25 protein-coding genes are annotated in these 20,758 nt (G+C 34.6%); 7 read left to right on the top strand and 18 right to left on the bottom strand.

Going from position 1 to position 20,758, the window contains the following annotated elements; genetic code table 11:
• Window positions 1-135 precede the first annotated feature (135 nt).
• Both FOT98_RS09870 and FOT98_RS09865 read right to left on the bottom strand, forming a co-directional pair.
• On the bottom strand, window positions 136-1,107 hold the full coding sequence (locus FOT98_RS09870) for an SPFH domain-containing protein (RefSeq protein WP_000257392.1): 972 nt from the start codon (window positions 1,105-1,107) through the stop codon (window positions 136-138).
• A 2-nt stretch (window positions 1,108-1,109) separates the two neighbouring features.
• Complete coding sequence (locus FOT98_RS09865; protein ID WP_063261355.1) at window positions 1,110-1,538, bottom strand: NfeD family protein; 429 nt, start codon at window positions 1,536-1,538, stop codon at window positions 1,110-1,112.
• Window positions 1,539-1,812: 274 nt separating this feature from the next.
• Here FOT98_RS09865 and FOT98_RS09860 point away from each other — a divergent pair, with 274 nt between their 5' ends.
• Window positions 1,813-3,030, top strand: coding sequence for an MFS transporter (locus FOT98_RS09860; RefSeq protein ID WP_063261354.1), 1,218 nt, complete (start codon window positions 1,813-1,815; stop codon window positions 3,028-3,030).
• 49 nt (window positions 3,031-3,079) lie between these two features.
• Here FOT98_RS09860 and FOT98_RS09855 read toward each other — a convergent pair whose 3' ends face one another.
• The 5 genes from FOT98_RS09855 to spoIIP form a co-directional block, all read right to left on the bottom strand.
• Window positions 3,080-4,555 carry an amidase family protein gene (locus FOT98_RS09855; RefSeq protein WP_063261353.1) on the bottom strand — a complete coding sequence of 492 codons (1,476 nt, stop codon included), beginning with the start codon at window positions 4,553-4,555 and terminating at the stop codon, window positions 3,080-3,082.
• Between the two features lie 186 nt (window positions 4,556-4,741).
• A complete protein-coding gene (locus FOT98_RS09850) occupies window positions 4,742-5,188 on the bottom strand; it encodes an NUDIX hydrolase (RefSeq protein WP_063261352.1) in 447 nt (148 codons plus the stop codon).
• Window positions 5,189-5,211: 23 nt separating this feature from the next.
• Complete coding sequence (locus FOT98_RS09845) at window positions 5,212-5,952, bottom strand: M15 family metallopeptidase (protein WP_063261351.1); 741 nt, start codon at window positions 5,950-5,952, stop codon at window positions 5,212-5,214.
• 11 nt (window positions 5,953-5,963) lie between these two features.
• The gene (locus tag FOT98_RS09840) at window positions 5,964-6,461 is read right to left on the bottom strand and encodes a GNAT family N-acetyltransferase (protein WP_063261350.1); all 498 of its coding nucleotides are present in this window, start codon (window positions 6,459-6,461) and stop codon (window positions 5,964-5,966) included.
• 223 nt (window positions 6,462-6,684) lie between these two features.
• Window positions 6,685-7,839 carry a stage II sporulation protein SpoIIP gene (gene spoIIP, locus FOT98_RS09835; protein WP_063261349.1) on the bottom strand — a complete coding sequence of 385 codons (1,155 nt, stop codon included), beginning with the start codon at window positions 7,837-7,839 and terminating at the stop codon, window positions 6,685-6,687.
• 89 nt (window positions 7,840-7,928) lie between these two features.
• Here spoIIP and FOT98_RS09830 point away from each other — a divergent pair, with 89 nt between their 5' ends.
• Window positions 7,929-8,225, top strand: coding sequence for a hypothetical protein (locus tag FOT98_RS09830; protein WP_063261348.1), 297 nt, complete (start codon window positions 7,929-7,931; stop codon window positions 8,223-8,225).
• A 4-nt stretch (window positions 8,226-8,229) separates the two neighbouring features.
• Entirely contained in the window at window positions 8,230-8,535 is a 306-nt protein-coding gene (locus FOT98_RS09825; RefSeq protein ID WP_132132198.1) for a permease, read from the top strand.
• Here FOT98_RS09825 and FOT98_RS09820 read toward each other — a convergent pair.
• From FOT98_RS09820 to cbpA, 4 genes are all read right to left on the bottom strand, one after another.
• Window positions 8,508-9,035 carry a DUF1572 domain-containing protein gene (locus FOT98_RS09820; protein ID WP_063261347.1) on the bottom strand — a complete coding sequence of 176 codons (528 nt, stop codon included), beginning with the start codon at window positions 9,033-9,035 and terminating at the stop codon, window positions 8,508-8,510. The genes FOT98_RS09825 and FOT98_RS09820 overlap by 28 nt on opposite strands.
• A gap of 18 nt (window positions 9,036-9,053) precedes the next feature.
• Window positions 9,054-9,383, bottom strand: coding sequence for a chaperone CsaA (gene csaA / locus FOT98_RS09815; protein ID WP_063261346.1), 330 nt, complete (start codon window positions 9,381-9,383; stop codon window positions 9,054-9,056).
• A 66-nt stretch (window positions 9,384-9,449) separates the two neighbouring features.
• Entirely contained in the window at window positions 9,450-10,787 is a 1,338-nt protein-coding gene (brnQ4, locus tag FOT98_RS09810; RefSeq protein WP_395940765.1) for a branched-chain amino acid transport system II carrier protein BrnQ4, read from the bottom strand.
• A gap of 435 nt (window positions 10,788-11,222) precedes the next feature.
• A complete protein-coding gene (cbpA, locus tag FOT98_RS09805) occupies window positions 11,223-11,870 on the bottom strand; it encodes a cyclic di-AMP binding protein CbpA (protein ID WP_061676430.1) in 648 nt (215 codons plus the stop codon).
• A 244-nt stretch (window positions 11,871-12,114) separates the two neighbouring features.
• Between cbpA and FOT98_RS09800 the strand changes: the two genes are divergently transcribed.
• The 3 genes from FOT98_RS09800 (at window position 12,115) to FOT98_RS09790 (ending at window position 14,984) form a co-directional block, all read left to right on the top strand.
• Window positions 12,115-12,984, top strand: coding sequence for a hypothetical protein (locus tag FOT98_RS09800; RefSeq protein ID WP_063261344.1), 870 nt, complete (start codon window positions 12,115-12,117; stop codon window positions 12,982-12,984).
• Window positions 12,985-13,192: 208 nt separating this feature from the next.
• Window positions 13,193-14,500 carry a hemolysin family protein gene (locus FOT98_RS09795; RefSeq protein ID WP_063261343.1) on the top strand — a complete coding sequence of 436 codons (1,308 nt, stop codon included), beginning with the start codon at window positions 13,193-13,195 and terminating at the stop codon, window positions 14,498-14,500.
• A gap of 1 nt (window position 14,501) precedes the next feature.
• Window positions 14,502-14,984: a DUF456 domain-containing protein gene (locus tag FOT98_RS09790; protein WP_000217326.1), complete on the top strand. Its 483-nt coding sequence runs from the start codon at window positions 14,502-14,504 to the stop codon at window positions 14,982-14,984.
• A gap of 24 nt (window positions 14,985-15,008) precedes the next feature.
• Here FOT98_RS09790 and FOT98_RS09785 read toward each other — a convergent pair whose 3' ends face one another.
• The 4 genes from FOT98_RS09785 to cls all read right to left on the bottom strand — a co-directional run bounded on the left by FOT98_RS09785 (window position 15,009) and on the right by cls (window position 17,773).
• Window positions 15,009-15,629 (bottom strand): NAD(P)-dependent oxidoreductase, encoded by a 621-nt coding sequence (locus FOT98_RS09785; protein WP_061676433.1) that lies wholly within the window; start codon window positions 15,627-15,629, stop codon window positions 15,009-15,011.
• 103 nt (window positions 15,630-15,732) lie between these two features.
• A complete protein-coding gene (locus FOT98_RS09780) occupies window positions 15,733-15,912 on the bottom strand; it encodes a hypothetical protein (protein WP_001045960.1) in 180 nt (59 codons plus the stop codon).
• A 186-nt stretch (window positions 15,913-16,098) separates the two neighbouring features.
• Window positions 16,099-16,557 (bottom strand): spore coat protein, encoded by a 459-nt coding sequence (locus tag FOT98_RS09775; RefSeq protein WP_063261342.1) that lies wholly within the window; start codon window positions 16,555-16,557, stop codon window positions 16,099-16,101.
• Between the two features lie 31 nt (window positions 16,558-16,588).
• Window positions 16,589-17,773, bottom strand: coding sequence for a cardiolipin synthase (gene cls / locus FOT98_RS09770; protein WP_063261341.1), 1,185 nt, complete (start codon window positions 17,771-17,773; stop codon window positions 16,589-16,591).
• A 160-nt stretch (window positions 17,774-17,933) separates the two neighbouring features.
• Between cls and FOT98_RS09765 the strand changes: the two genes are divergently transcribed.
• The gene (locus FOT98_RS09765) at window positions 17,934-18,020 is read left to right on the top strand and encodes a YjcZ family sporulation protein (RefSeq protein ID WP_071721689.1); all 87 of its coding nucleotides are present in this window, start codon (window positions 17,934-17,936) and stop codon (window positions 18,018-18,020) included.
• 126 nt (window positions 18,021-18,146) lie between these two features.
• Here FOT98_RS09765 and FOT98_RS09760 read toward each other — a convergent pair whose 3' ends face one another.
• The 3 genes from FOT98_RS09760 to FOT98_RS09750 all read right to left on the bottom strand — a co-directional run bounded on the left by FOT98_RS09760 (window position 18,147) and on the right by FOT98_RS09750 (window position 20,618).
• Window positions 18,147-18,653: an acyl-CoA thioesterase gene (locus tag FOT98_RS09760; RefSeq protein WP_000141167.1), complete on the bottom strand. Its 507-nt coding sequence runs from the start codon at window positions 18,651-18,653 to the stop codon at window positions 18,147-18,149.
• Window positions 18,654-18,848: 195 nt separating this feature from the next.
• Window positions 18,849-19,718, bottom strand: coding sequence for a TIGR03943 family putative permease subunit (locus FOT98_RS09755; protein ID WP_063261340.1), 870 nt, complete (start codon window positions 19,716-19,718; stop codon window positions 18,849-18,851).
• Window positions 19,719-19,721: 3 nt separating this feature from the next.
• Window positions 19,722-20,618 carry a permease gene (locus tag FOT98_RS09750; protein WP_061676438.1) on the bottom strand — a complete coding sequence of 299 codons (897 nt, stop codon included), beginning with the start codon at window positions 20,616-20,618 and terminating at the stop codon, window positions 19,722-19,724.
• Window positions 20,619-20,758: the final 140 nt, after the last annotated feature.

The raw sequence follows: 20,758 nt of genomic DNA, 5'->3' as shown, positions 1-20,758 counted from the left end.
TTTTAACATATTATTGAAATTTTTCAAAATAATAAAGTAATCCCCATTCATCTAAGAATGAAAAATGTACTCAATAAATTAATGCAATGATAAAAAATAAAAAGAGAAATGGCATCCCACTTCTCTTTTTCACTCTTATTGTTCTTTTGGTGTATCTGAAGAAGGCAATTTCTTCGCTTGTTTTTCTTTAAAGATTTCTCCAATCGCCCCAAGAGTACCAAGTGTTTCAATTGCATTAGACGGAATAAAGACTTTATTTGCTGGTCCTTTTGCAACCTCAATCAATGATTCAAATGATTTATAAGCAAGTACGCGTTCATCTAAATCTGCTGCACGAAGTAATTCAATTCGATTTTGTTCTGCTTTTGCAATTTCCTCAATCGCTCTTGCTTCCCCTTGCGCTTCTAGTTCCTTTGCTTCTTTTATACCTTCAGCTTCTCGAATACGTGCTTCTTTATCCCCTTCAGCCATTAATATTTTACTTTGCTTTTCCCCTTCAGCACGAAGGACTTTATCTTGTTTTGCAGCTTCCGCTTCTAAGATAATCGCACGTTTATTACGTTCTGCTTTCATTTGTTTTTCCATTGATGCTTGCACATCTTTCGGCGGATTAATGTCAACAACTTCAACACGTTCAATACGAACGCCCCATTTTTCTGTTGCTTCATCAAGTGCTAAGCGAATTTCTGTTGAAATTTTTTCACGACCAGATAACGTTTCATCCAGTTCCATTTTACCGATAATTTGGCGCATCGTTGCAGAAGTAATGTTACGAACACCATATTCATAGTTCGAAATACCATATGTCGCAAGTTCTGGTTCCACAATTTGATAGAAAATAATTGTATCAATTTCTACTTGTACATTATCTTTCGTAATTACCTTCTGCGGTGGTACATTCGTTTGTTGAATACGTAAGTCATGATATACACGAACGCGGTCTACAATTGGTATTAATAAATTTAATCCAGGCTGCATAATACGCTGAAACTTACCAAATCTCTCCACGACTCCAACTTTTTGCTGTGGAATAATCTTAATTGTTAATGCAATAAATGTAACAACAATTAGTGCGAAAATAATCGTTAATGTTAATGCTACTGCCATATTTATTCACTCTCCTTTTTCACTTGTAATATAGTACTATTCCTCTTTATAACAATAACTTTTTCTCCAGCATTAATTGGATCATCTGCAATAGCTGTCCAAGTATCTCCATCCACCTTCACAATACCATTCGCTTCATTTGTAATCGCTTGCATAACAATCCCTTTTTTACCGACTAACATATCTACTGTATCAGTAAAACCTTTTGCTTCTCGAAAGTTTTTTGAAATTCTTTTCGTAAAGAAAGTCAATGTTAAACTTACAATCGCGCCAGCAATAACTTGTAACAGTAGCGCATCAGGAGCAAACAAAGCAATTAGACCTCCGACAACAGCTCCAATTCCAAGCCAAAGCATATAAAACGTAATCGACAACATTTCTGCAATAAATAAAATACCCGCTATTATAAACCAAATTACCCAAGCAGCCATATACAACCCTCACTTTCTTTCTCATTTTCTATATGTATATGAAAAAAAGAATGGTTTATCCGCCCTTTCTTATACAGGGGCGCTTACTACAAGCTATTGTACATATTCACTGTTATAATGAGTATTATTAAAATACTATATTAATATATTCTTCATTATACATGAAAATCCCTTTCAAAAAGTGACAAAAAATTAAATTCTTTCGAAAATTTAATTTCCAAATTATAATTATTCTGGCTAGTGAATTTTTTTTAAAAGAAAGGGGTGTATTTATTTGCAAAATCGTTCATTAACTTACTATTTAGGATCAAAAATATGCATTACTCTCGCTGACATCGTATACATCATGATTATTACAACCCATATGTATATCACAACGAAATCAGCAACATTAACTGCTCTGTTTCCATTACTCCAAGTCATAACTAATCTTATAGCAAATACATCTGCACCACTTATCATGAATCGTTTTTCATCTTATTCATTACTTTTCACACTACAATGGATAAAAACTGCCCTATTATTTTTATTAATGATTTTATTTCCATCCCTATCCACAAACGTTGTAGCACTATTCATTTTCATTTTTTTCATTTCATTATGTAGCGGCTGGAGCGCACCATTATTATACAGTATCCTGCCTCGCCTTACACGAAAAGAAAAATTAGTAAAAGTAAATAGTATTTTTTCCTTTTCCACACAAATTGCGCAGGCCGCTGCTTATTCATTTACAAGTGTTATTGTTCTTCTAATCGGCGCCACTTCTACACTTATGTTGAATAACATATTGATGATTTTTGGATGTGTTGCACTACACGTTTCATTGCGTTCCATACATAATGAACGAGTAATAGAGCCTTCTTCTTCAAAAGGCACTGCTTTATTGGAAGGTTGGAAACTCTTATTTCAGAACCCGTCTCTCCGTATCGTTACATGCATGGACTTAATTGAAACTTTCGCAGGGACGATATGGATCGGTGCTATTACGATGGCTTATGTAACAACTGTCCTTCATAAAGGTGAAGAGTGGTGGGGGTATATTAATACAAGTTATTATGTTGGGACGTTAATTGGCGGGATATTAGCGTGGAAAATGAGTACATACATTCAAAACAATTTAATACGCTCCATGGCGATAGGCTCTCTTATGTTTAGTATTCTTACATTTTTATATGGTATGACAAGTAGCGGGTTTATTGCGCTTTTTCTATGCGTTCTAATGGGTCCATGTTATCAAATTAGAGATATTTCTCAAACGACAGTGCTACAATCCAGTGTCGCCCCTACTTTACTATCAAAAATTTATACAGCTCATGGTGCACTCCTCTCTACAGCTTCTGGTCTTTCTATGCTTAGCGTTGGAATTATTACCGATTTATTTGGTGTTCGTACGATTTATATCATCGCTGCTTTTCTTATTTTATGTTCTGCTTGTTTATCTTTCAGCCTATTAAAATATCATAAGACAGATCAGAAAGATATTTCAATGTAATCAATAAAGCAAAAAGGACAGAAACTCCTGTCCTTTTTATATATTCTATTTATGACAAACTCGGAATTTTTCTATGTTTTGTCGCTTGTTCAAAAGCATATGCTAATTTAATCAAGGTCCCCTCAGAAAAAGCCGTGCTTGCAAGAGTAATTCCAAACGGTCTCCCGTTATCCATATATCCTGCCGGTATTGCTATAGACGGATAACCCGCTTTCGCACATATAGTGGAGCCGATATAGGAAGGGAATAAAATTGCATCAAGATTATATTTTTTCAGTGTAAAGTCAATACCTTGTTCTTGCGAAAAATATATATCTTCTAATCTTGCGTTTATATATTCAGGATTCCTTAACGTATTGGGAAAATCTTTTCTTCTTTCTAACTTAGTTTGTCCATATTTTAAAGCTTTTTCAGCTATGTTTTCATTAAACGCCATTAGCTCTGAAATAGAATGCACTGGAATAGTAGAAGGTAATTTAGAAAGATAGTTATCTAAACTATGCTTTAGTTCATAAAGCGGAACTCCCCAGCTCCATTCTCTATGAAAAGAAGGAATATCAATATTTTCTATTACTGTTGCTCCCTCACTACGCAACACCTCAATTGTTTCCTTAAACAATTGTTCATCGTACTCTCCAGTTTCATAATAATCTTTCGATGCATTGCTAAATACACCAATCTTTGCTCCATGTAAGCCATTAACATCAAGATACTTTGTATAATCACGCTCTGCTATACCTTCACTTTTATGAGTAGCTACATCCTTCTCATCTACCCCAGTTAAACTCCCTAGCAAAATAGCGGCATCTGTTACTGTCCTAGCAAATGGACCGGCTGTATCTTGCGAATACGTGAACGGAATAATACCTCTACGACTAATTAAACCAACAGTTGGTTTAATACCGACTACAGAGTTTTGAACTGCTGGACTTAATATAGAAGCATCTGTTTCCGTTCCAACAGATACTACTGTAAAGTTAGCCGCAACTGCTATCGCAGATCCTGTACTTGAGCCACCAACAAGCATATCATCCTCACCTGTACCGTAAGGGTTTATTGTTTGCCCACCTCTTGCACTATATCCAGCCCACATGTCAAATGACATTGCGTTTGCTAATTCTGTCATATTTGTTTTTCCTATTATGACCGCTCCTGCTTCTCGCAGTTTCGTCACAAGAAATGCATCTTCACTACTTATATTTTGTTCCAAGGCAATCGTACCTGCACTTGTATGCATGGAATCATTCGTTCCAATATTGTCCTTAAGTAACACAGGCATACCATGTAATGGACCTCTTACACCTTTTATCTTTCTTTCATAATCTAACGCTTCTGCAATAAAGATTGCATCCGGGTTGATTTCTAAAATAGAATTAATTTTTGGTCCGTCTTGATCATATTTTGCGATTCTATGGAGGTAATACATAACTAATTCTTTTGAAGTTAATTGCCCAGCTTCCATCGCTGCTTGTATTTCATGAATTGTTAATTCTTTTTGTAATCGTGTATTGAACTGAATCTCCATCGTCATTCTCCTTCTATAAATCCTTTTATTGATATCATGTATTTATTACTTGTTCATTTTCTCCGCTCCTCGTATATACAAATACAATCCTTTTAAAGGAATTCAACTTACCGATGTAAAAACCTTTTATTTCCTGAAAAATAAAAAAAGTCTGAAACGAATAAACTTCCGCTTCAGACTCTTTTACTACTTTACATATACCTCATCTAGCAAATGTAAAAACTCACCTTGTTTTCCGGCTAATTCAGGGCATTTTGCAATATCAATCCATTCGTAGCAAAATACTAAACCTTCATCTTCCTCACCAGCACTTACAATATATTCCCAATCATCTTTTACATCTGTTAGTAACGTTACATGGAAGAAATGGCGCTTTTGATATTCTTTTTTGTCTTTCACAAGTATGATGTAATCGGCTAGGAATCTTTCTATGCATAAATGACGTAATCCAGATTCTTCTTGTACTTCACGTAAAAGTGCTGCTTCTAACGTTTCCCCTTCGTCAACTGTTCCCCCTGGTATTTGTATACCAGCTTCAGGTATATCACGATGTTTAAAAACAAGCAGTTGCATAACTCCTTCTTTTTCTCTTGTTACATATGCGTGTACTTTTTTCTTATATAACACCGTCATAATCCTTCTCTCCCCTCAATTGTTCACTGCGTTACTTCTTCAAGTGTCAGTTGATTTTCATATAAATATGTAGCTTGTGGATTTCCCACATACCTCACATGCCATGGTTCATATCGATAACCTGTAAGCGATTCTTTCTCTTTTGTATATCGAATGACAAAACCAAATTTATGGGCATTTTCAGAAAGCCACTCCCCTTCTTTCGTTTCGCCAAAAATTGTCTCTAATTGAAACTTAGCAGATTGTGATGTAATATCCATCGCTAGTCCAGTTTGATGTTCACTCGTTCCAGGAACTGCGCTAGACATCGCTGTTTTTGCTTCTCCATCTTGTTTTTTATACATCGTATTTAATGCTTTTTGTCGATCAAAAGATCTAAATCCAGAAACCGCAAAAAGAAAAGCGCCCTCCTTATCAGCTTGCTGAAACATTTCCTCAAGCGCCCCTGCTGCCTCTTTTCTCATTTTTTTCTTTTCTTGATCACCTTCACTTGAGTAACGCACTTTCGGAATAACTAAATCTGGCGGTCTATATCCATCTGGTAAACGCCTATTTTTATTCACAAGCACAAGCATCGAATTTGGATTACTAATTACCGCAATATCTCCATCCATATTCGCAATCGTTTCTTTCGCTTTCGGAAATATGTTATTTACATTTACCTCACGCGCCTGCTTATCCTTATACATTTTATAATTGATTCCTGCTACTCCAACAATGAGTATCATCGCTACGATACCAAGTAGTGTCCATCTTTTTTTCATATAACGACCTCTTATTTTAATAATTTGGCCATTTCATACTCATCGATGTTCTCTCCATCGATAATAAGAGCAGCTCTTTTGACACCTTCTTTCTCAAATCCAGCTTTTGTATATAGTGCCTGAGCTCTTGTATTGTGGGCCATTACCGTTAATTCTAAACGCCATACATCATGTAATCTTGCCCACTTCTCAGCCTCTTTAAACAATCTCGTCCCAATACCTCGCCCGCTATACTCTTGCAAAATACCAATTACAATACTTGCTACATGTCTTTTTCTTTGAATATGATTTCCATTCACTAAAATAAACCCTACTATTCTCTCATCTTCAACTGCTACGAAAATCGTTGCATACTTATTTTCAATAAATCGATGAATCATCTGTTCTTGTTGCTCGTCTGTAAATTTTCTTTCTCCTGGTTCATATAACATAAATTTCGTTTCTTCATCTAGTTGCTTACTTAATTGCAAAAATGGTGCTGCATCTTCTATTTTGATCTCCCTAATCACTTCTATCACCCTATCAGTTTCATAATAAAAAGTTTTCCTTGTAAAAAGATTTTCTCTACTTTCCTGAAAATCCCTTTGTAAATCTCCCAGTATAATTTGACAAATTTCGATATTACTATAACAACGACAAATTATGTCTATTCTGTGACGTCTCATCATGACAAAAAAACGTAAGTATTACACTCACGTTTTTTCAAATTCTTCCACTTATTTATGTTTCACTTTATCCATTCACCTTTTCTGCCTGCCAGAAATATTCACCAAACGCTTTAGCAAGGGCATCAATCGATCGATTTAGTTCTTCCTCCGTATTATCTACACCACCAACTTCAATTAATATCGCTTGCCCGGATAAGTCTTGATTGTAGACACCATTTCCTGTTTGGAATCCTTTTTGAATGACACCACGACTCACTCCTGGATACTTCTTACTAATCGCCTCATGTAAAGCCGTCGCTAATTGCAAGTTTTTTTCATAGTTTTTATTTCCTTTCCCTACTACAAATGCAAGCTTTGCATATGATTTATCGCCAATGGTTTTTGTCGTAACATTCTTCCGAGCACTATCACGGTGTAAGTCGAAAAAGTATTGTAGTTCTTTATTACCAGTCATTGCTTCTTGTACAATTTCCCGTGACATTTTGTAAGAACTATTACTATTTAACCCTTTACTAATCAACTTTTGACCGATATCTGTCTTGTCGTTAGTAGCTCCGATCCCTTCGCTTGCTAATTGTTCACGAAACCGATCGCCGACTATTGAAATATTCGTGACAGAACTGGTCGCTTTATTTGGATTGGGATCATTTGCTAAATTTAATAACGGCAAATAAGATTCCCAACTATGCGAATGATAAATAAATGCAACTTGTCTTTTTCCTGTCGTTTGAGCCGGTTGCTTTTTCTCTTTGTTCGTATCTGGCTTTTGAGCCTGTCCACCTTCACCAGTCCGTTCTTTTACTACTTCTTCAAGCGGAACACTCGACTCTATCGGTAAGTTAGAATAATTTGTCCCTTCACCCGCAATTACAATTTCTGTATCGTACTGACCAAAACCAGGTAGCTCTTTGCCGACAAAACTACGTACATCATTAAAACGGATATTCGTAGCCATAGAAAAGAGAAACGAAGAAATCGAAAAATCTTGATTTAAATTTCGATACTCCTGTGTAAAATAATGATTTTCTTTCCCAAGAACGTACATGTAACCATTCATTGATAGCTCGTTTAACCAATTATATAAATACGTTGACTTTGTCTCTTTCATAGAAGTTACCATCATACTAATAAGAAAAAAAGTCGCTAGTACTGTAGCAATAATAAATAAAACTAACTTACGTACACTTGTGAATTTCACATAAAAAAAGCCTCGATTCATACTATCACCCTCTCTATTCCAAGTTATGTACAAGCTCTAGAGAATAGACCGTCTAAATTCCGGCTATATTGTTTATGAGGTGAAATGAATTGAAGCTACTAATAGGAACATTACCCATTGTACTATCATTTATTTTTTACTGGCTTGCTAAGCATCCTACAATCCGTGTTGCGTTACATATTTCAGCGTACTTAGCACTTTATGTACTCGGTACAATTATTTCTATTAATATATATAATGTTTTAATACAAGATTTAGTTTTCATGACAAGCATTCATGGTATTTTACTAAATCCATTTTTTCTTATATCAGGAGCATATATAGGGATATACACTTTATACTTACTTTTGTCTTACCTAATTATAAATATGAAACATGGAGCGTAATGAAATGCGACCACCATTCATCTGTCATATATGCAAAAAAAGAATTGCGCGAAAGAAAGATCTTATTACTACCACATCGTACTTCCGCTTATATTTATTTCACGGTGATTGTTTTAAACGACAGCAAGTGTTCATCTCACGATTTATTCCCGTGAATACGCTTTTTAATTTCTTTCTTATTATATACGGACTTATTTTTGGCAGCATTCTTATGATTACAGAACCATCTATTATTTGGGTTATTTTCTTATTCCCCATTTTATATCGGTTTCTTTCCTATTATTATGTTGAACGTTTTTTCTCTACATAACGTGCAGACTGTCCTCTCGGAATACTTAAACATTCCCACTCATTTTCTTTTAACATTTTACCGATGTAAATAATCTGTCCAATATGCAAAGCGTAATGAGAAATTTGTCTTTCAATTGCTTGTATAACAGTCTGTGCTTCACTGCGAATATATACCGTCTGTAACAACTGTTGCGGCGTTAGGACATTCATCGTTTTAAAAACATATTCCCATCCTTCATTCCATGCTGTGAGAACCTCTTCCTTAGAATGATAGCCACCTTCAAATTCAGCATCTCGATTACGATCTATTTTTTCACCATCAGACGTTAAAAAATCCGTCCATCTAGAACGCATATTGCCATGCAGATGTTTTATAATAACCGCTATGCTATTTGTTGCTTCATGAGAAGACCATTCAATCTGTTCATACGATAATTGCGAAAGTACACTCTCTCCTTGCTTCTTTGTTGCTTTAAAATTTGAAATGGCACATTGTAAATATTCTCGTCCGATATCCATGTTCCCCCCGCCTCTACACTAACTAATTTTTGTTCCATTTGGCAGTTCCATATTAGGCTGAAGTAATACTACATCACCAGCTTCAGGTACTCCGCCAAGCACAAGTACTTCTGATTTATATCCAGCCACGCGCTTCGGTGGAAAGTTTACAATCGCAACGGTTTGCTGACCGATTAAATCTTCCGGATTATATCTTTTCGTAATTTGAGCACTTGACTGCTTAACTCCAAGCTCCCCAAAATCAATTTTCAGCTTAATCGCCGGAACTCTCGCTTCTTTAAATTCCTCTGCATGTATTACAGTTCCAATTCTTACATCCAAAGTTAAAAAATCTTCAAAATTAGCCATTTTATCACTCCTTCCATTTATTACTTAGACAAAATGCAAAAATCACCTTTAAAAAAAGAAAGGCGCCTAAGCACCTTTCTTTTGTAGTTCACTTGATTCATTTGATTTATAGAAGAAGAAACCGAGAATCCCGCCAATACATGATGGGATTAACCATCCTATTCCTTCTTTATATAATGGTAACATTTGTAGTACGTTAGAAATCGCGTCAATTTTAATGTTCGCACTTTCTAAACCGTCAAAGAAGCTAATTAACAATGCTCCTAAAATAGCTCCAATATAAATTGTATTACGCTTCCCAATCCATTTATGGAAGTAAGAAAGTACAATTAATACAATTGCAACTGGATAAATGATCATTAACACTGGTAAAGTAACTGCGATTAATTGTGTTAAACCTAAGTTAGATACAATTAAACTAAACACACATACCATTGTTACAATCGTTTTATGCGAAAGTTTTGGGAATAAGTTTGTAAAGAAGCCCGCACAAGCTGATGTTAATCCAACAGAAGTTGTTAAACAAGCGAGTATAATAACAAGTCCTAATAAAACTTTACCACTTGTTCCATATAACTCATTTACAACATTCGTTAAAATAAGCCCACCATTCTCTGATACACCAAGTGATGTACTCGTTGAACCAAGATAAGCAAGTGATAAATAGATTAACGTTAAACCAAGTACAGCAATAATACCTGATACTACTGTTATTTTTGCAACTTCACTACTCTCTTTTATCCCTTTAGAGCGGATAACTTGTACAACGACAATTCCAAATACGAGCGCACTAATTGCATCCATCGTTAAATATCCTTGTATAAATCCACCAAAGAAAGCATTTTCTTGATATGCCGCTAGCGGCGCAGCTGGTTCTCCAATTGGATCAATAATTGCCTTTCCGACAATAACAGCGACAATTAATACTAACAATGGGGTAAGAAATTTTCCGAACCAATCCACTAATTTAGATGGATTTAATGATAGATACCACGTTATTCCGAAGAAAACTATTGTGAATAGAAACAGCATGTACCATTCTGAAACCATTGCCTCTGATAAAAATGGCTTCATACCCATTTCAAATGAAACGGCTCCCGTACGCGGAATCGCGAAAAATGGTCCAATCGCTAAATAACTAATCAATGGGAAAATAAACGCAAATATAGGGTGAACTCTAGAAGATAGCGCTTTCAAGTCCCCCTCTACAAACGCGACAGCTGTTACAGCTAATAGGGGTAATCCGACTCCCGTTACAAGGAATCCAATTGTAGCAATCCAAACATTCTCTCCAGCTTGTTGCCCTAAAACTGGTGGGAAAATTAAATTTCCTGCTCCTAAAAATAGTGCAAATAACATTAAACCAATTGCTATCGTATCACCTGGCCTTAAACGTCCCTTCATACTTTTCATTTGCATAGCACTTTTTCATTGTTTATCTCTATTTTCACAATATGCTATGCATCCTCCTCTCTGCTCAAGATGATAAAATATGCCCCTTACAAAGCAGTGTCTTTCTCCATAATTTCTCCATTCCCCTTATTCTTACTCTAACTATTAATTTTGATTTTTTTGAATATTTAACTCATTAGAGTGGTATTGCGTGGAGTATAGTTGTCAGACCTCTTTGTTTTTATCACACATATAGTAACATATTTAGTTGAAAAATAAAAACATATTTTCAAATTGATTTTTTTGAAAATCAAAATTATCTACATTTTTTATTCTTTTACACAAATATTGTTACAATCCCACCTTTTATCCTATCATTATTTTCAAATAATTTTATGCACGTAACATAGCAAAAGCCATCCAACATAATTAGATGGCTTTTGCATGTTACTCTATCGTTTCAACTTCACGTGGATTTTTCATCTCTTCCACATACACAACTCTAAATCCGTGATCTTCTAAATCTGTCAATAACGTCTCTAATTCACCGTCGTTAAACTCTTCTCCTAATGTAAACATAATTCTACGAACTAATAAGGCATCATTATCAAAAGTCATTAAACTTTGGATACCTGTATATTTTTTTAATACTGTCGATAATTTTTGAATGGCCCCATTATAATCTTGTGTTCCAATCATGACAGAATATTTACTAGAATGAACGCCCCAAGCATCTTCTAACAACTCAAAAACTTTTTTATGTGTTAAAATTCCAAGGAAAACTCCTTTTTCATCAACCACTGATAAATAAGGTAATTTTTTTATTGTAAAAAATACTTTAAAGAACGAAGAATCTTCTCTGACATATCCTTCTTTATCGTTTAATAATTGTACTACACTCTCCTCCAGCGAACCTTTATATTCTAAAATATCTACTTTATATATATTCCCTAAATATTTCTCTTTTTTTTCATCTAAAACTGGTACACACCGATAGCCAGTTTTATTTAAATGCTTCAGCGCTTCCCCTATTGTAATTGAACTTGAGCAAAATAGAACTTCCCTTTTCGGCACATAATTCCCTTTAATCCTCATAAACAGCCTCCTTATGTTAAAATACTTTCTGTGCCATAACTATATTATATTTTCAGAAAAAAATAAATAATTTATTTTACTTTTCTGAAAATTATTCATTTTCTTGTCATAATTTATTCACGTTTCATTCACTTATATCCCCTACAATACTAAACTTCTTTAAGAAAAATATATTGTAACTTACACAGAAAAAAGCTAAAATAAGAATAAGAATTTTCTGAATATTCTAAGGGTAGGTGATTACATGTCTTTATTGCGCTCACATATATGTAAATTTATCGTCGGTGTTCTCATTATTTTTATCATTAGTCCTATTCCTGCTTTATTCATTACACATAAATACTCATACATAACTGGTTTTATAAGCATTTTTCATAACTTCGCACAACTTTCTTCTATGACAATTCCAAAGATTGATTGGATGCACGAATCTATCTTTTTCTCAGCAAATCAGATGGTTCATACTTCGAATCATTCAACACCGTTATTCCCTTACATATGGGAAATATATTTTGTATCGATTGTTCGTTTTACCTTTACTCTTGCGATCGGATTCTTCATCAGTTTAGGGATCGGTCATTTATTTTTTAAAGCACCTCATTCGGTTAAGAAGTTCACTTCTTTATTAAGATGGATACCGTACTCTTTTTGTACCGTATTATTACAATGCTCAGTCTTATTTCTACTCCTATACATCGCAAAATTTATAAAACTTCCCTACTACTCATCTTTCATCATCGTTTGTAGTGCTTCCATGATTATCGTTATGCAAGCAATAAAAAAGTGGGTCCCTTTCTTAAGTAACAGAAATGAATATGAAATAAAACAATCTTCTTTCCTTGTAGATACATTGTTTTTGGCGCTTACTTCGAACCATAAATCTATTCTAGGTTCCATTATTCTTTCATTCGTTTTTATGGAATGCGTTTTTCATGCAAGCGGACTATTACAATTTATCGTTCAATTCGGCGGAAATGCACCTGTAATTGTCACAATTAGCTTACTGCTTTTGTATGTCCCGTATTGCATACTCTCTTTCCTTCAAACACTATGGACGACAAATCATGTCAAACAACAATCATACGCTTTAACGAGAAGTATTCCAAAACCTTAATTTGAAATAACCCTCTAGAATCTGAAAGTGGAGGGTTATTCCTTTTGTATAGCGGACAAAATAACAGCAAATTCAAAAACTATTGCAGAAACATACCAATATTTACCCTTTTTCTTTGACTATTCTTTTCGTTTGGATTTATTATAAAAGTATAACATAATTGCAGGAGGTGACATCTTTATTCCAAACTACGGAATAGAGAACACACTTGGACATATTAAATATTTTTCTCATCTTTATACTTATCCTTATTTCAGGCTTTTTCGTTGCATCAGAATTCGCTGTTGTAAAAGTACGAAAAAGTCGAATTGACCAGCTTGCAAATGAAGGCAATAAACAAGCTTTAGCTGCAAGAAGTGTCCTATCTAATTTAGATGTTTATTTATCAGCTTGTCAGCTCGGGATTACGATTACTTCTTTAGGGCTTGGTTGGCTTGGTGAACCAACTGTGGAACATTTACTACGACCGCTCTTTGAAAAGATTAATATTACTGGAACAATGGCGAATACTTTATCCTTTATTATCGCTTTTAGTTTTATTACATTTTTCCATGTTGTATTAGGTGAATTAGTTCCAAAGTCTTTCGCCATTCAAAAAGCAGAAGCAATCACACTTAAGTTTGCACGACCACTTATTTTATTTGATAAAATTATGTATCCATTCATTTGGTTACTTAATAGTGCAGCTATCTTTTTCACAAAACTACTCGGATTAGAGCCTGCGAAAGAAAATGAACTTGCCCATTCTGAAGAGGAACTACGCCTCATTTTAGGTGAAAGTTTCAAAAGCGGTGAAATAAACCAAACCGAATATAAATATGTGAATAATATTTTTGAATTTGACGACCGAGTTGCAAAAGAAATTATGGTCCCTCGTACAGAAATGATTTGCTTATCTATTGAAAATACGTTAGAAGAAAATATGAATATCGTCGCAACTGAAAAGTTTACACGCTATCCGATCATCGAAAAAGATAAAGATGATATTATCGGTATGATCAATACGAAAGAAGTATTTCACGATCAAACGAAAGGCATTCATAAGCCACTTGAATCTTACATACATCCAGTACTAACTGTATTTGAAACTGTTCCAATTCGCAAAACACTCGTACATCTACAAAAGAATCGTGTTCAGATGGCAATCGTTATGGATGAATATGGTGGTACTGCTGGACTTTTAACAATGGAAGATATTCTTGAAGAAATCATTGGAGAAATTCAAGATGAATTTGATGCAGATGAATCACCTATGATTGAAAAACGTACGCCGAAGCTTACTGTTTTAGACGGGAAGGTGCTCATTTCTGAAGTAAATGATATGTTTGGCCTACATATTGATGATAGCGATTTAGATACAATTGGAGGCTGGTTCCTCTCTCAAGCAGTGGACTTAAATATTGAGGCTGGGTATTTCATTGAATTTGCCGGTTTTCAATTTAAAGCACTAGAACTTGATGGACATCAAGTGAAAAAAATTGCGGTACATAAATTAGACACGAAGAAGGAGTTATAAAGTGACAGTATTATTAACAATCTGTATCATTGCCTGTTTCATTGTTTCATTTCTCGCCTTTATTTACCCTATCATTCCAGGCATCCTTGCTGTATGGGCTGGATATTTCATTTACCATTTTGGTATAAATGGCGGAGAACTAACAACTTCCTTTTGGATTATTCAAGTCATTTTCACACTTTTCATTTTCGTTGCTGATTTTATCGCAAATGGATATTTCCTAAAGAAATATGGGAGTTCTAAATGGGGCGAACGTGTCGGTATGATTTCTATCATTGTCGGCTCTTTCTTCTTCCCACCATTCGGTTTAATTATCATACCGTTCTTATCGGTATTTATTACAGAACTCATGCATAAAAAAGCGCCAAAAGACGCCTTTCTAGTAGGAGTTGCTACTGTAGTTGGTTTTTTAAGCAGTACAGTAGCGAAAGCCATTCTCCAAATCATTATGATTATCATATTTGTATGTTATATCATCTTTTAACCATCCCAATTTCGGGATGGTTTTTTAATAGGAAATTCCGACTCGACTATTCTCATATTTGTTTTCACTACATAGATTCCACGTAAATTGCGCTGTATCACCAACTGTTATTTTCGCTCCACCTTCTGGTAATACATCTTTTTCAGTTCGATATACCCCTGTCACATCACCGTCTATTAAATGCGTCGGACAAACGACAGTCCAACATAAATTACTACGACTAAGTATCTTATATGCAGCTAAATGATCTTCTGCTGCTGTTGTCGTTTTCCTTTTTGATTCAGTTGATTGAAAACGATATAAATTTAAATTTGTTCTCGCTTGTAAAATACCAGCTGTTCCTATTGTAATGATTTTATGAACTCCTTCTTCTTTCATTTGCTTTATAATTTGTGGCATACTCTTCGCTAATGTCCCATTTTGATCCGTACCAAGTGCACTAATTACTATATCGCTTCCTTCTATCGCTTTCTTTATATCATTTTCATTCCATACATTACCTTCTATGACTCGTAACCTTTCATGATGTATTTCCATTCTATTTACATCACGCGCTAATGCAGTCACTTCAGCTGAATCCTTTAATGCTAATTTTATTATGTTTGAACCTACTCGCCCAGTTGCTCCCAATATACATACTTTCATTTGTTTTCCCCCTTTTCATTCTTTCTCTATTTTTCAATAATCTCACTCAATTTACAACAAAAAAGCTTCCTCATATTTAGGAGGAAGCTCTATTTTTATTATTTTATTTCTTTTCTTTAGAATCCGTAGACTTCTCAGTTCCACTTGTTTCTTTATCCTTTTTGTCCTCTTGTTGTGTTGTTGTATCGTCTTCTTTCTTCTTGTCCTCACCTTTACTACAACCTACCATTAATAAAGAACTTGCAAGTGCCATAGCAGTTAATGATTTAACCCATTTGTTCATTTGCGTTTCCTCCTTTAGATAGAATATGTACAACCCCATATTACTCTCTATTTTTAAAGGAAAGATTGAAAAATAGTAAATAAACGGTAAACTTTTGTAAATTTTCCGATAATACATATAGACTCCTATTCTTTTTTCTCTATGAAAAGTAAAAAACTAAGGCGCCTATCTTTCCGCCTTAGTTTCTTATGCAAACTTTTCATTTTCATATACATGTTTAATCTTATACTCTTTCTTCACAACATATTGCCATACACTATAGGCATAACGGTTCATTTTCAGGAAGCAATTTTCTAAAAAGGAGCGGAATTCCGGATTCGCAACTTCAACTGCCACTTGAGCGAACTTTAGTGATAACCGTTTTAAATGCGAAATATAACAAGTTGCAATATGGACATCCCCTGTATATTTACTATCAGTTTCCTTTTCCATTTCATGAAAATGAAATGAAATTGGTTCACAAGTTATATGCTGTACATTCTCTCCTTCTTGAAAATTCACTTGTTCATTATATGCTTGCAACATATAAGGTAAATGCTGCTGTAATAGCTCCTTTAATTCTTCGTCTCTTACCTTTCCTGTATACTCCCCAACCTTATATATAAGCATATAACTATACCTCATTAATTCTTTCATACAATCCATGAAAGTACCTCCCTTCTCTTTTGTATATACACTATAAATATGATGCTATAACATTTGCTATTCTTGCTAAAAACCAATCCCATTTACTAATTTTCTCAAAATCTTCTTTCGAAAATTTTTTTGATTTATGAAAATCTACTTTTAATCGGTTCCATACGTCAGCAACAACTTTTTTATCATATATGAGACAATTAGATTCACAATTTAAATAAAAACTTCTATTATCAAAGTTCGCTGTACCTATATCGACAATTTCTCCATCAATGATCGTTACTTTCCCGTGAAAAAAACCATTTCGATATTGATAAATTTCTGCTCCAGCATCGTTCATATCTTTCAAATATGGATAAGCCGCTTGTTTTAACAATACCGCATCACTTTTAAATGGTACGAGAATTTTCACATTGACACCGCGATGTAATGCATCTTTTAACTCATTTATCATTTCTTTACTTGGTACAAAATATGGCGTAGCAATAATTAAAGACTTTTTAGCCTGTTTTAAAAGCGCTCCATATTTCTCCCATAAACCTTTTCCATCTGAAAATAAGTATTGATACTTCACATCCCCTATTGCAGGTAAACTTTCATGTACAGGCATTATTTCTCCTGTATCTTCTTTCCAGTCAGCAGCAAATTTTCTTTCCATATCGGTAGCACCATTCCCATTGACTCGTACATGATAATCACGCCACGGACCAAATTTCGGATCTTGTCCAAGGTACTCCTTTCCAATATTAAAACCGCCGACATATGAAATCTTCCCATCTATCGTAACAATACGTCTATGATTCCGTTGATGCAATGAATAGAATACATGTTTCAGTTTAAGCTTTTTACTAAACGTAAACTGGACACCGTTTCTTTTTAATTGACGAATTATCTTTTTCTTCAGCTTGTATCCACCTATTCGATCGACTGACAATTTTACTTCTACTCCGCTCGATGCCTTTTTCTCGAGCAACTGCAAAAATTCTTGGCTTATTTCATCTTTACCTACAATATAAAAATGGATATATATGTACTTTTCTGCATTACGTATATCCTCAAATAAATTCTTATATAACTCTTCGCCGTTCGTATATAGTTGAAAGTCACCTAATCGAACTTGTCCTAATTCATATTCACTAGCCATTTTTTTCCCCATTTCCACATCGATGTTCATCCAAATGAATACACCTACTAAAAAAAGGAGTACAGCGAAAAAGTGTTTCATGGATATTTTCCTTTCTCCACTTACTGTTATTTCTATATCTTCCCTTTTTTAATACATTATCATTCAAGAAAATATGTCATTCCATGATATATGTCCATATCAAACGATAGCTCATTTGCATATTGTATGTTGTATCTTAAAATAAAAGGAGGAAATAACAATGGGCTTCGCACAAGGTAATGGATTCGCGCTATTAGTCGTATTATTTATCCTCTTGATCATCGTCGGTGCTGCTTGCTTCTGCTAAGTAGTTATCTTCGTATGATATGTGGATGAAAAAACTATAAAAGCGGACACCTATTTTTAGGTGTCCGCTTTTCATATGAAAAACATTTCAGTCCGTTATAATACCTTTAACGACTACATATTCAATTCAAAAAGTTAGTAATGTAGCTACTTTCTTACTCTCTGCCTTACGTATATGGCGTTGTTCTGCACGCAACACAGCAATGCGATGTAATTCTTTCTCTTCTTCTGTTTCAGGGATTACTCGAGGAACTGGAACCGGGTTATTCTCCTTACTAAGTGCAACGAATGTAACAAATGATGTTGCTGCTATACGTTTCTCACCTGAAATTAGATCTTCTGCTACTACCTTCACAAATACTTCCATAGAAGTTCTACCCGTCCAAATTACAAAAGATTCATAACTAACACAATCTGAAGAGCGAACAGGATGTAAGAAATCTACCCAATCCATAGATGCTGTGACACATTCTTTTCTTGCATGCCTCGTTGCTGAGATAGAAGCAACCATATCCATCTCGGCTAATATTTTTCCACCAAATAGCGTATTATGATCATTTAAATCTGTTGGAAATACTCGGCTCGTTTTAAACACTCTGGATTCATTAGCTGTTTTTCCCTTTACTTCAGTCATTGTTATCACCTCTTTGATTATTTAATCCACTATTTGCAGACAGTGAACTACCCACCACAAAATTCGGCTGGAGCAAAGAAATTCGGTAAGAGTTCCATTTCCCATTAACATTAGAACAGTATGAACTTACTATCACTACACGTTTAATATTAACAACATTCAGAACTCTTAGTCCACAAAAAAGAACCGATGTGATCAATCGGCTCCTCTAAATACATATTGTTCTTTCGGCTGTTCAACTTTATTCCATTTCGTTACTTCTAAAACCGGAATGTTCGCATGGAATGGCTGATAAAATTCCGTTGCTATTTCTCCTTCAACTTGAATCCAATCATCATTGTTCCATTCTACTCCTTCTGGTTTTTTCACTAACATACCATATACACCAGAATCCGCTACACAATGTATAATACCGAAACGGAATAAGAAATATTGTTCTTTTTTAGAAGAATCATCTTTGAAAACAAACCCTTTAAAAGATAATTTTTTCCCAGTAAACTCTCCAGGATAATTATAAATTGTTTCCATCCCTTTTAGGAAATCTTCATCTTTTAAAGTAATACTATCTTTCGTAACGAACTCTTTTTTCCCTTTTTCCATTACACCACGGTATCCTTCTTTCCCGTAATAAATGCTCGTGTCAGGTCTTAGAAATTGCCTTGTCATAAATGGATCTTTACTTTCTGCTTGTGCTACTGGAAAATGAAACCCTTTCGCCTTAACAATATCTGAATCTAACGTTGCAATTGGGAAAAACAATCCTGAGACTATCGGAAAACAAAACAATGTGTACGAAAATGCTTTTTTCCACCATGTATTCTCATCTTTTGAATGATCATGTCCGCAATGGCTATGATCGCAACCACAATTGTGCTGTTCTTTTTCTTTTTGATGTTCTTTTTGGAAAACGATAATAATTTGAACGACCGTTAAAAAACCTAAAATAATAGCTGCTGTTTTTGATAAATAGGCATACTTCATATTGATATATTTCGTAATATTACCTGAAATATGAAGCTGCGCGATTAAGATTGTAAAACCTAATAATATATATGCTCGAAACATAACCTACCACCCCATCGCATAAATGAGTAGTGAGCTTGCATAAACAACAAGTGTAACTGTAACTGTAACGACAATTACAAATTTCGTTTTAAATGTTGCAAGCATCATAAACATATTTTTAATATCCACCATCGGTCCGTATACGAGGAACGCGACAAGTGATGCTGTTGAAAATGTACTTTGGAATGACGAAGCAATAAATGCATCCGCTTCTGAACAAAGTGATAAAATGTAAGCAAGTCCCATCATAACAGCTGGTGAAGAAAACGGCCCTTGTCCTATAGCAAGCAGTGTTGAAGTTTGTACGAACGTTTGAACTGCAGCTGCAATTAAGGCACCTAATACTAAATATTTTCCCATCGAGAAAAATTCCTCAACAGCATGCGTACATACATCCCACATTTTTTTACGTAATGGACGCTTATGATTCACTTCTGGGAAGTGATCATCTCTTAATTGATGTTCTTTAAACTTAAATGATAATATAATTCCAACGATAATTGCTACGATAATCGCTACAATAGAACGATACCATACCATGTGCATACTACTTCCAAAGGCAACGTATGTTGCAAATAATACAACCGGATTAATAATTGGCCCAGTCAACATAAATGCAATCCCGGCATATGGCGGAACCCCTTTTCCGATTAATCGCCTTACAATCGGAACAATTCCACATTCACAACCCGGAAACATCATACCTAAAAAAGTCGCCATTAAAACAGACAGAAAACGGTTTTTCGGCATCCATTTCGCTACCATATCCTCTGTCACAAACATTTGAATGAATCCTGAAATAAATACACCAATGAGCACAAAAGGAAGTGCTTCGATTAATATGGAGATAAAGATTGTATTCATTTGCAGGAATGCTTTCGGTAATTGAAACAATTCCATGATGTATTTCCTCCAACTTTTCATTAACAATATGTAATTTTAACCCTATTTTATTAATTGGACAAGACTTATACGGAATACACTCACTTCATATACATTACATTTTATAGGTTATATTCGATTCAAAACTTTGGATTTCA

Source organism: Bacillus sp. HY001 (assembly GCF_007558965.1).
Taxonomy (GTDB): Bacteria; Bacillota; Bacilli; order Bacillales; family Bacillaceae_G; genus Bacillus_A; species Bacillus_A mobilis.
This window is presented reverse-complemented; position numbering and strand designations above follow the sequence as displayed.

Bases quoted from the DNA above. Each gene is read 5' to 3' on its own strand.
- FOT98_RS09870 (WP_000257392.1), bottom strand. From the start codon at position 1,107: ATGGCAGTAGCATTAACATTAACGATTATTTTCGCACTAATTGTTGTT.
- FOT98_RS09865 (WP_063261355.1), bottom strand. From the start codon at position 1,538: ATGGCTGCTTGGGTAATTTGGTTTATAATAGCGGGTATTTTATTTATT.
- FOT98_RS09855 (WP_063261353.1), bottom strand. From the start codon at position 4,555: ATGGAGATTCAGTTCAATACACGATTACAAAAAGAATTAACAATTCAT.
- FOT98_RS09850 (WP_063261352.1), bottom strand. From the start codon at position 5,188: ATGACGGTGTTATATAAGAAAAAAGTACACGCATATGTAACAAGAGAA.
- FOT98_RS09845 (WP_063261351.1), bottom strand. From the start codon at position 5,952: ATGAAAAAAAGATGGACACTACTTGGTATCGTAGCGATGATACTCATT.
- spoIIP (WP_063261349.1), bottom strand. From the start codon at position 7,839: ATGAATCGAGGCTTTTTTTATGTGAAATTCACAAGTGTACGTAAGTTA.
- FOT98_RS09825 (WP_132132198.1), top strand. From the start codon at position 8,230: ATGCGACCACCATTCATCTGTCATATATGCAAAAAAAGAATTGCGCGA.
- FOT98_RS09820 (WP_063261347.1), bottom strand. From the start codon at position 9,035: ATGGATATCGGACGAGAATATTTACAATGTGCCATTTCAAATTTTAAA.
- csaA (WP_063261346.1), bottom strand. From the start codon at position 9,383: ATGGCTAATTTTGAAGATTTTTTAACTTTGGATGTAAGAATTGGAACT.
- brnQ4 (WP_395940765.1), bottom strand. From the start codon at position 10,787: ATGAAGGGACGTTTAAGGCCAGGTGATACGATAGCAATTGGTTTAATG.
- cbpA (WP_061676430.1), bottom strand. From the start codon at position 11,870: ATGAGGATTAAAGGGAATTATGTGCCGAAAAGGGAAGTTCTATTTTGC.
- FOT98_RS09800 (WP_063261344.1), top strand. From the start codon at position 12,115: ATGTCTTTATTGCGCTCACATATATGTAAATTTATCGTCGGTGTTCTC.
- FOT98_RS09785 (WP_061676433.1), bottom strand. From the start codon at position 15,629: ATGAAAGTATGTATATTGGGAGCAACTGGGCGAGTAGGTTCAAACATA.
- FOT98_RS09780 (WP_001045960.1), bottom strand. From the start codon at position 15,912: ATGAACAAATGGGTTAAATCATTAACTGCTATGGCACTTGCAAGTTCT.
- FOT98_RS09775 (WP_063261342.1), bottom strand. From the start codon at position 16,557: ATGGATTGTATGAAAGAATTAATGAGGTATAGTTATATGCTTATATAT.
- cls (WP_063261341.1), bottom strand. From the start codon at position 17,773: ATGAAACACTTTTTCGCTGTACTCCTTTTTTTAGTAGGTGTATTCATT.
- FOT98_RS09765 (WP_071721689.1), top strand. From the start codon at position 17,934: ATGGGCTTCGCACAAGGTAATGGATTCGCGCTATTAGTCGTATTATTT.
- FOT98_RS09760 (WP_000141167.1), bottom strand. From the start codon at position 18,653: ATGACTGAAGTAAAGGGAAAAACAGCTAATGAATCCAGAGTGTTTAAA.
- FOT98_RS09755 (WP_063261340.1), bottom strand. From the start codon at position 19,718: ATGTTTCGAGCATATATATTATTAGGTTTTACAATCTTAATCGCGCAG.
- FOT98_RS09750 (WP_061676438.1), bottom strand. From the start codon at position 20,618: ATGGAATTGTTTCAATTACCGAAAGCATTCCTGCAAATGAATACAATC.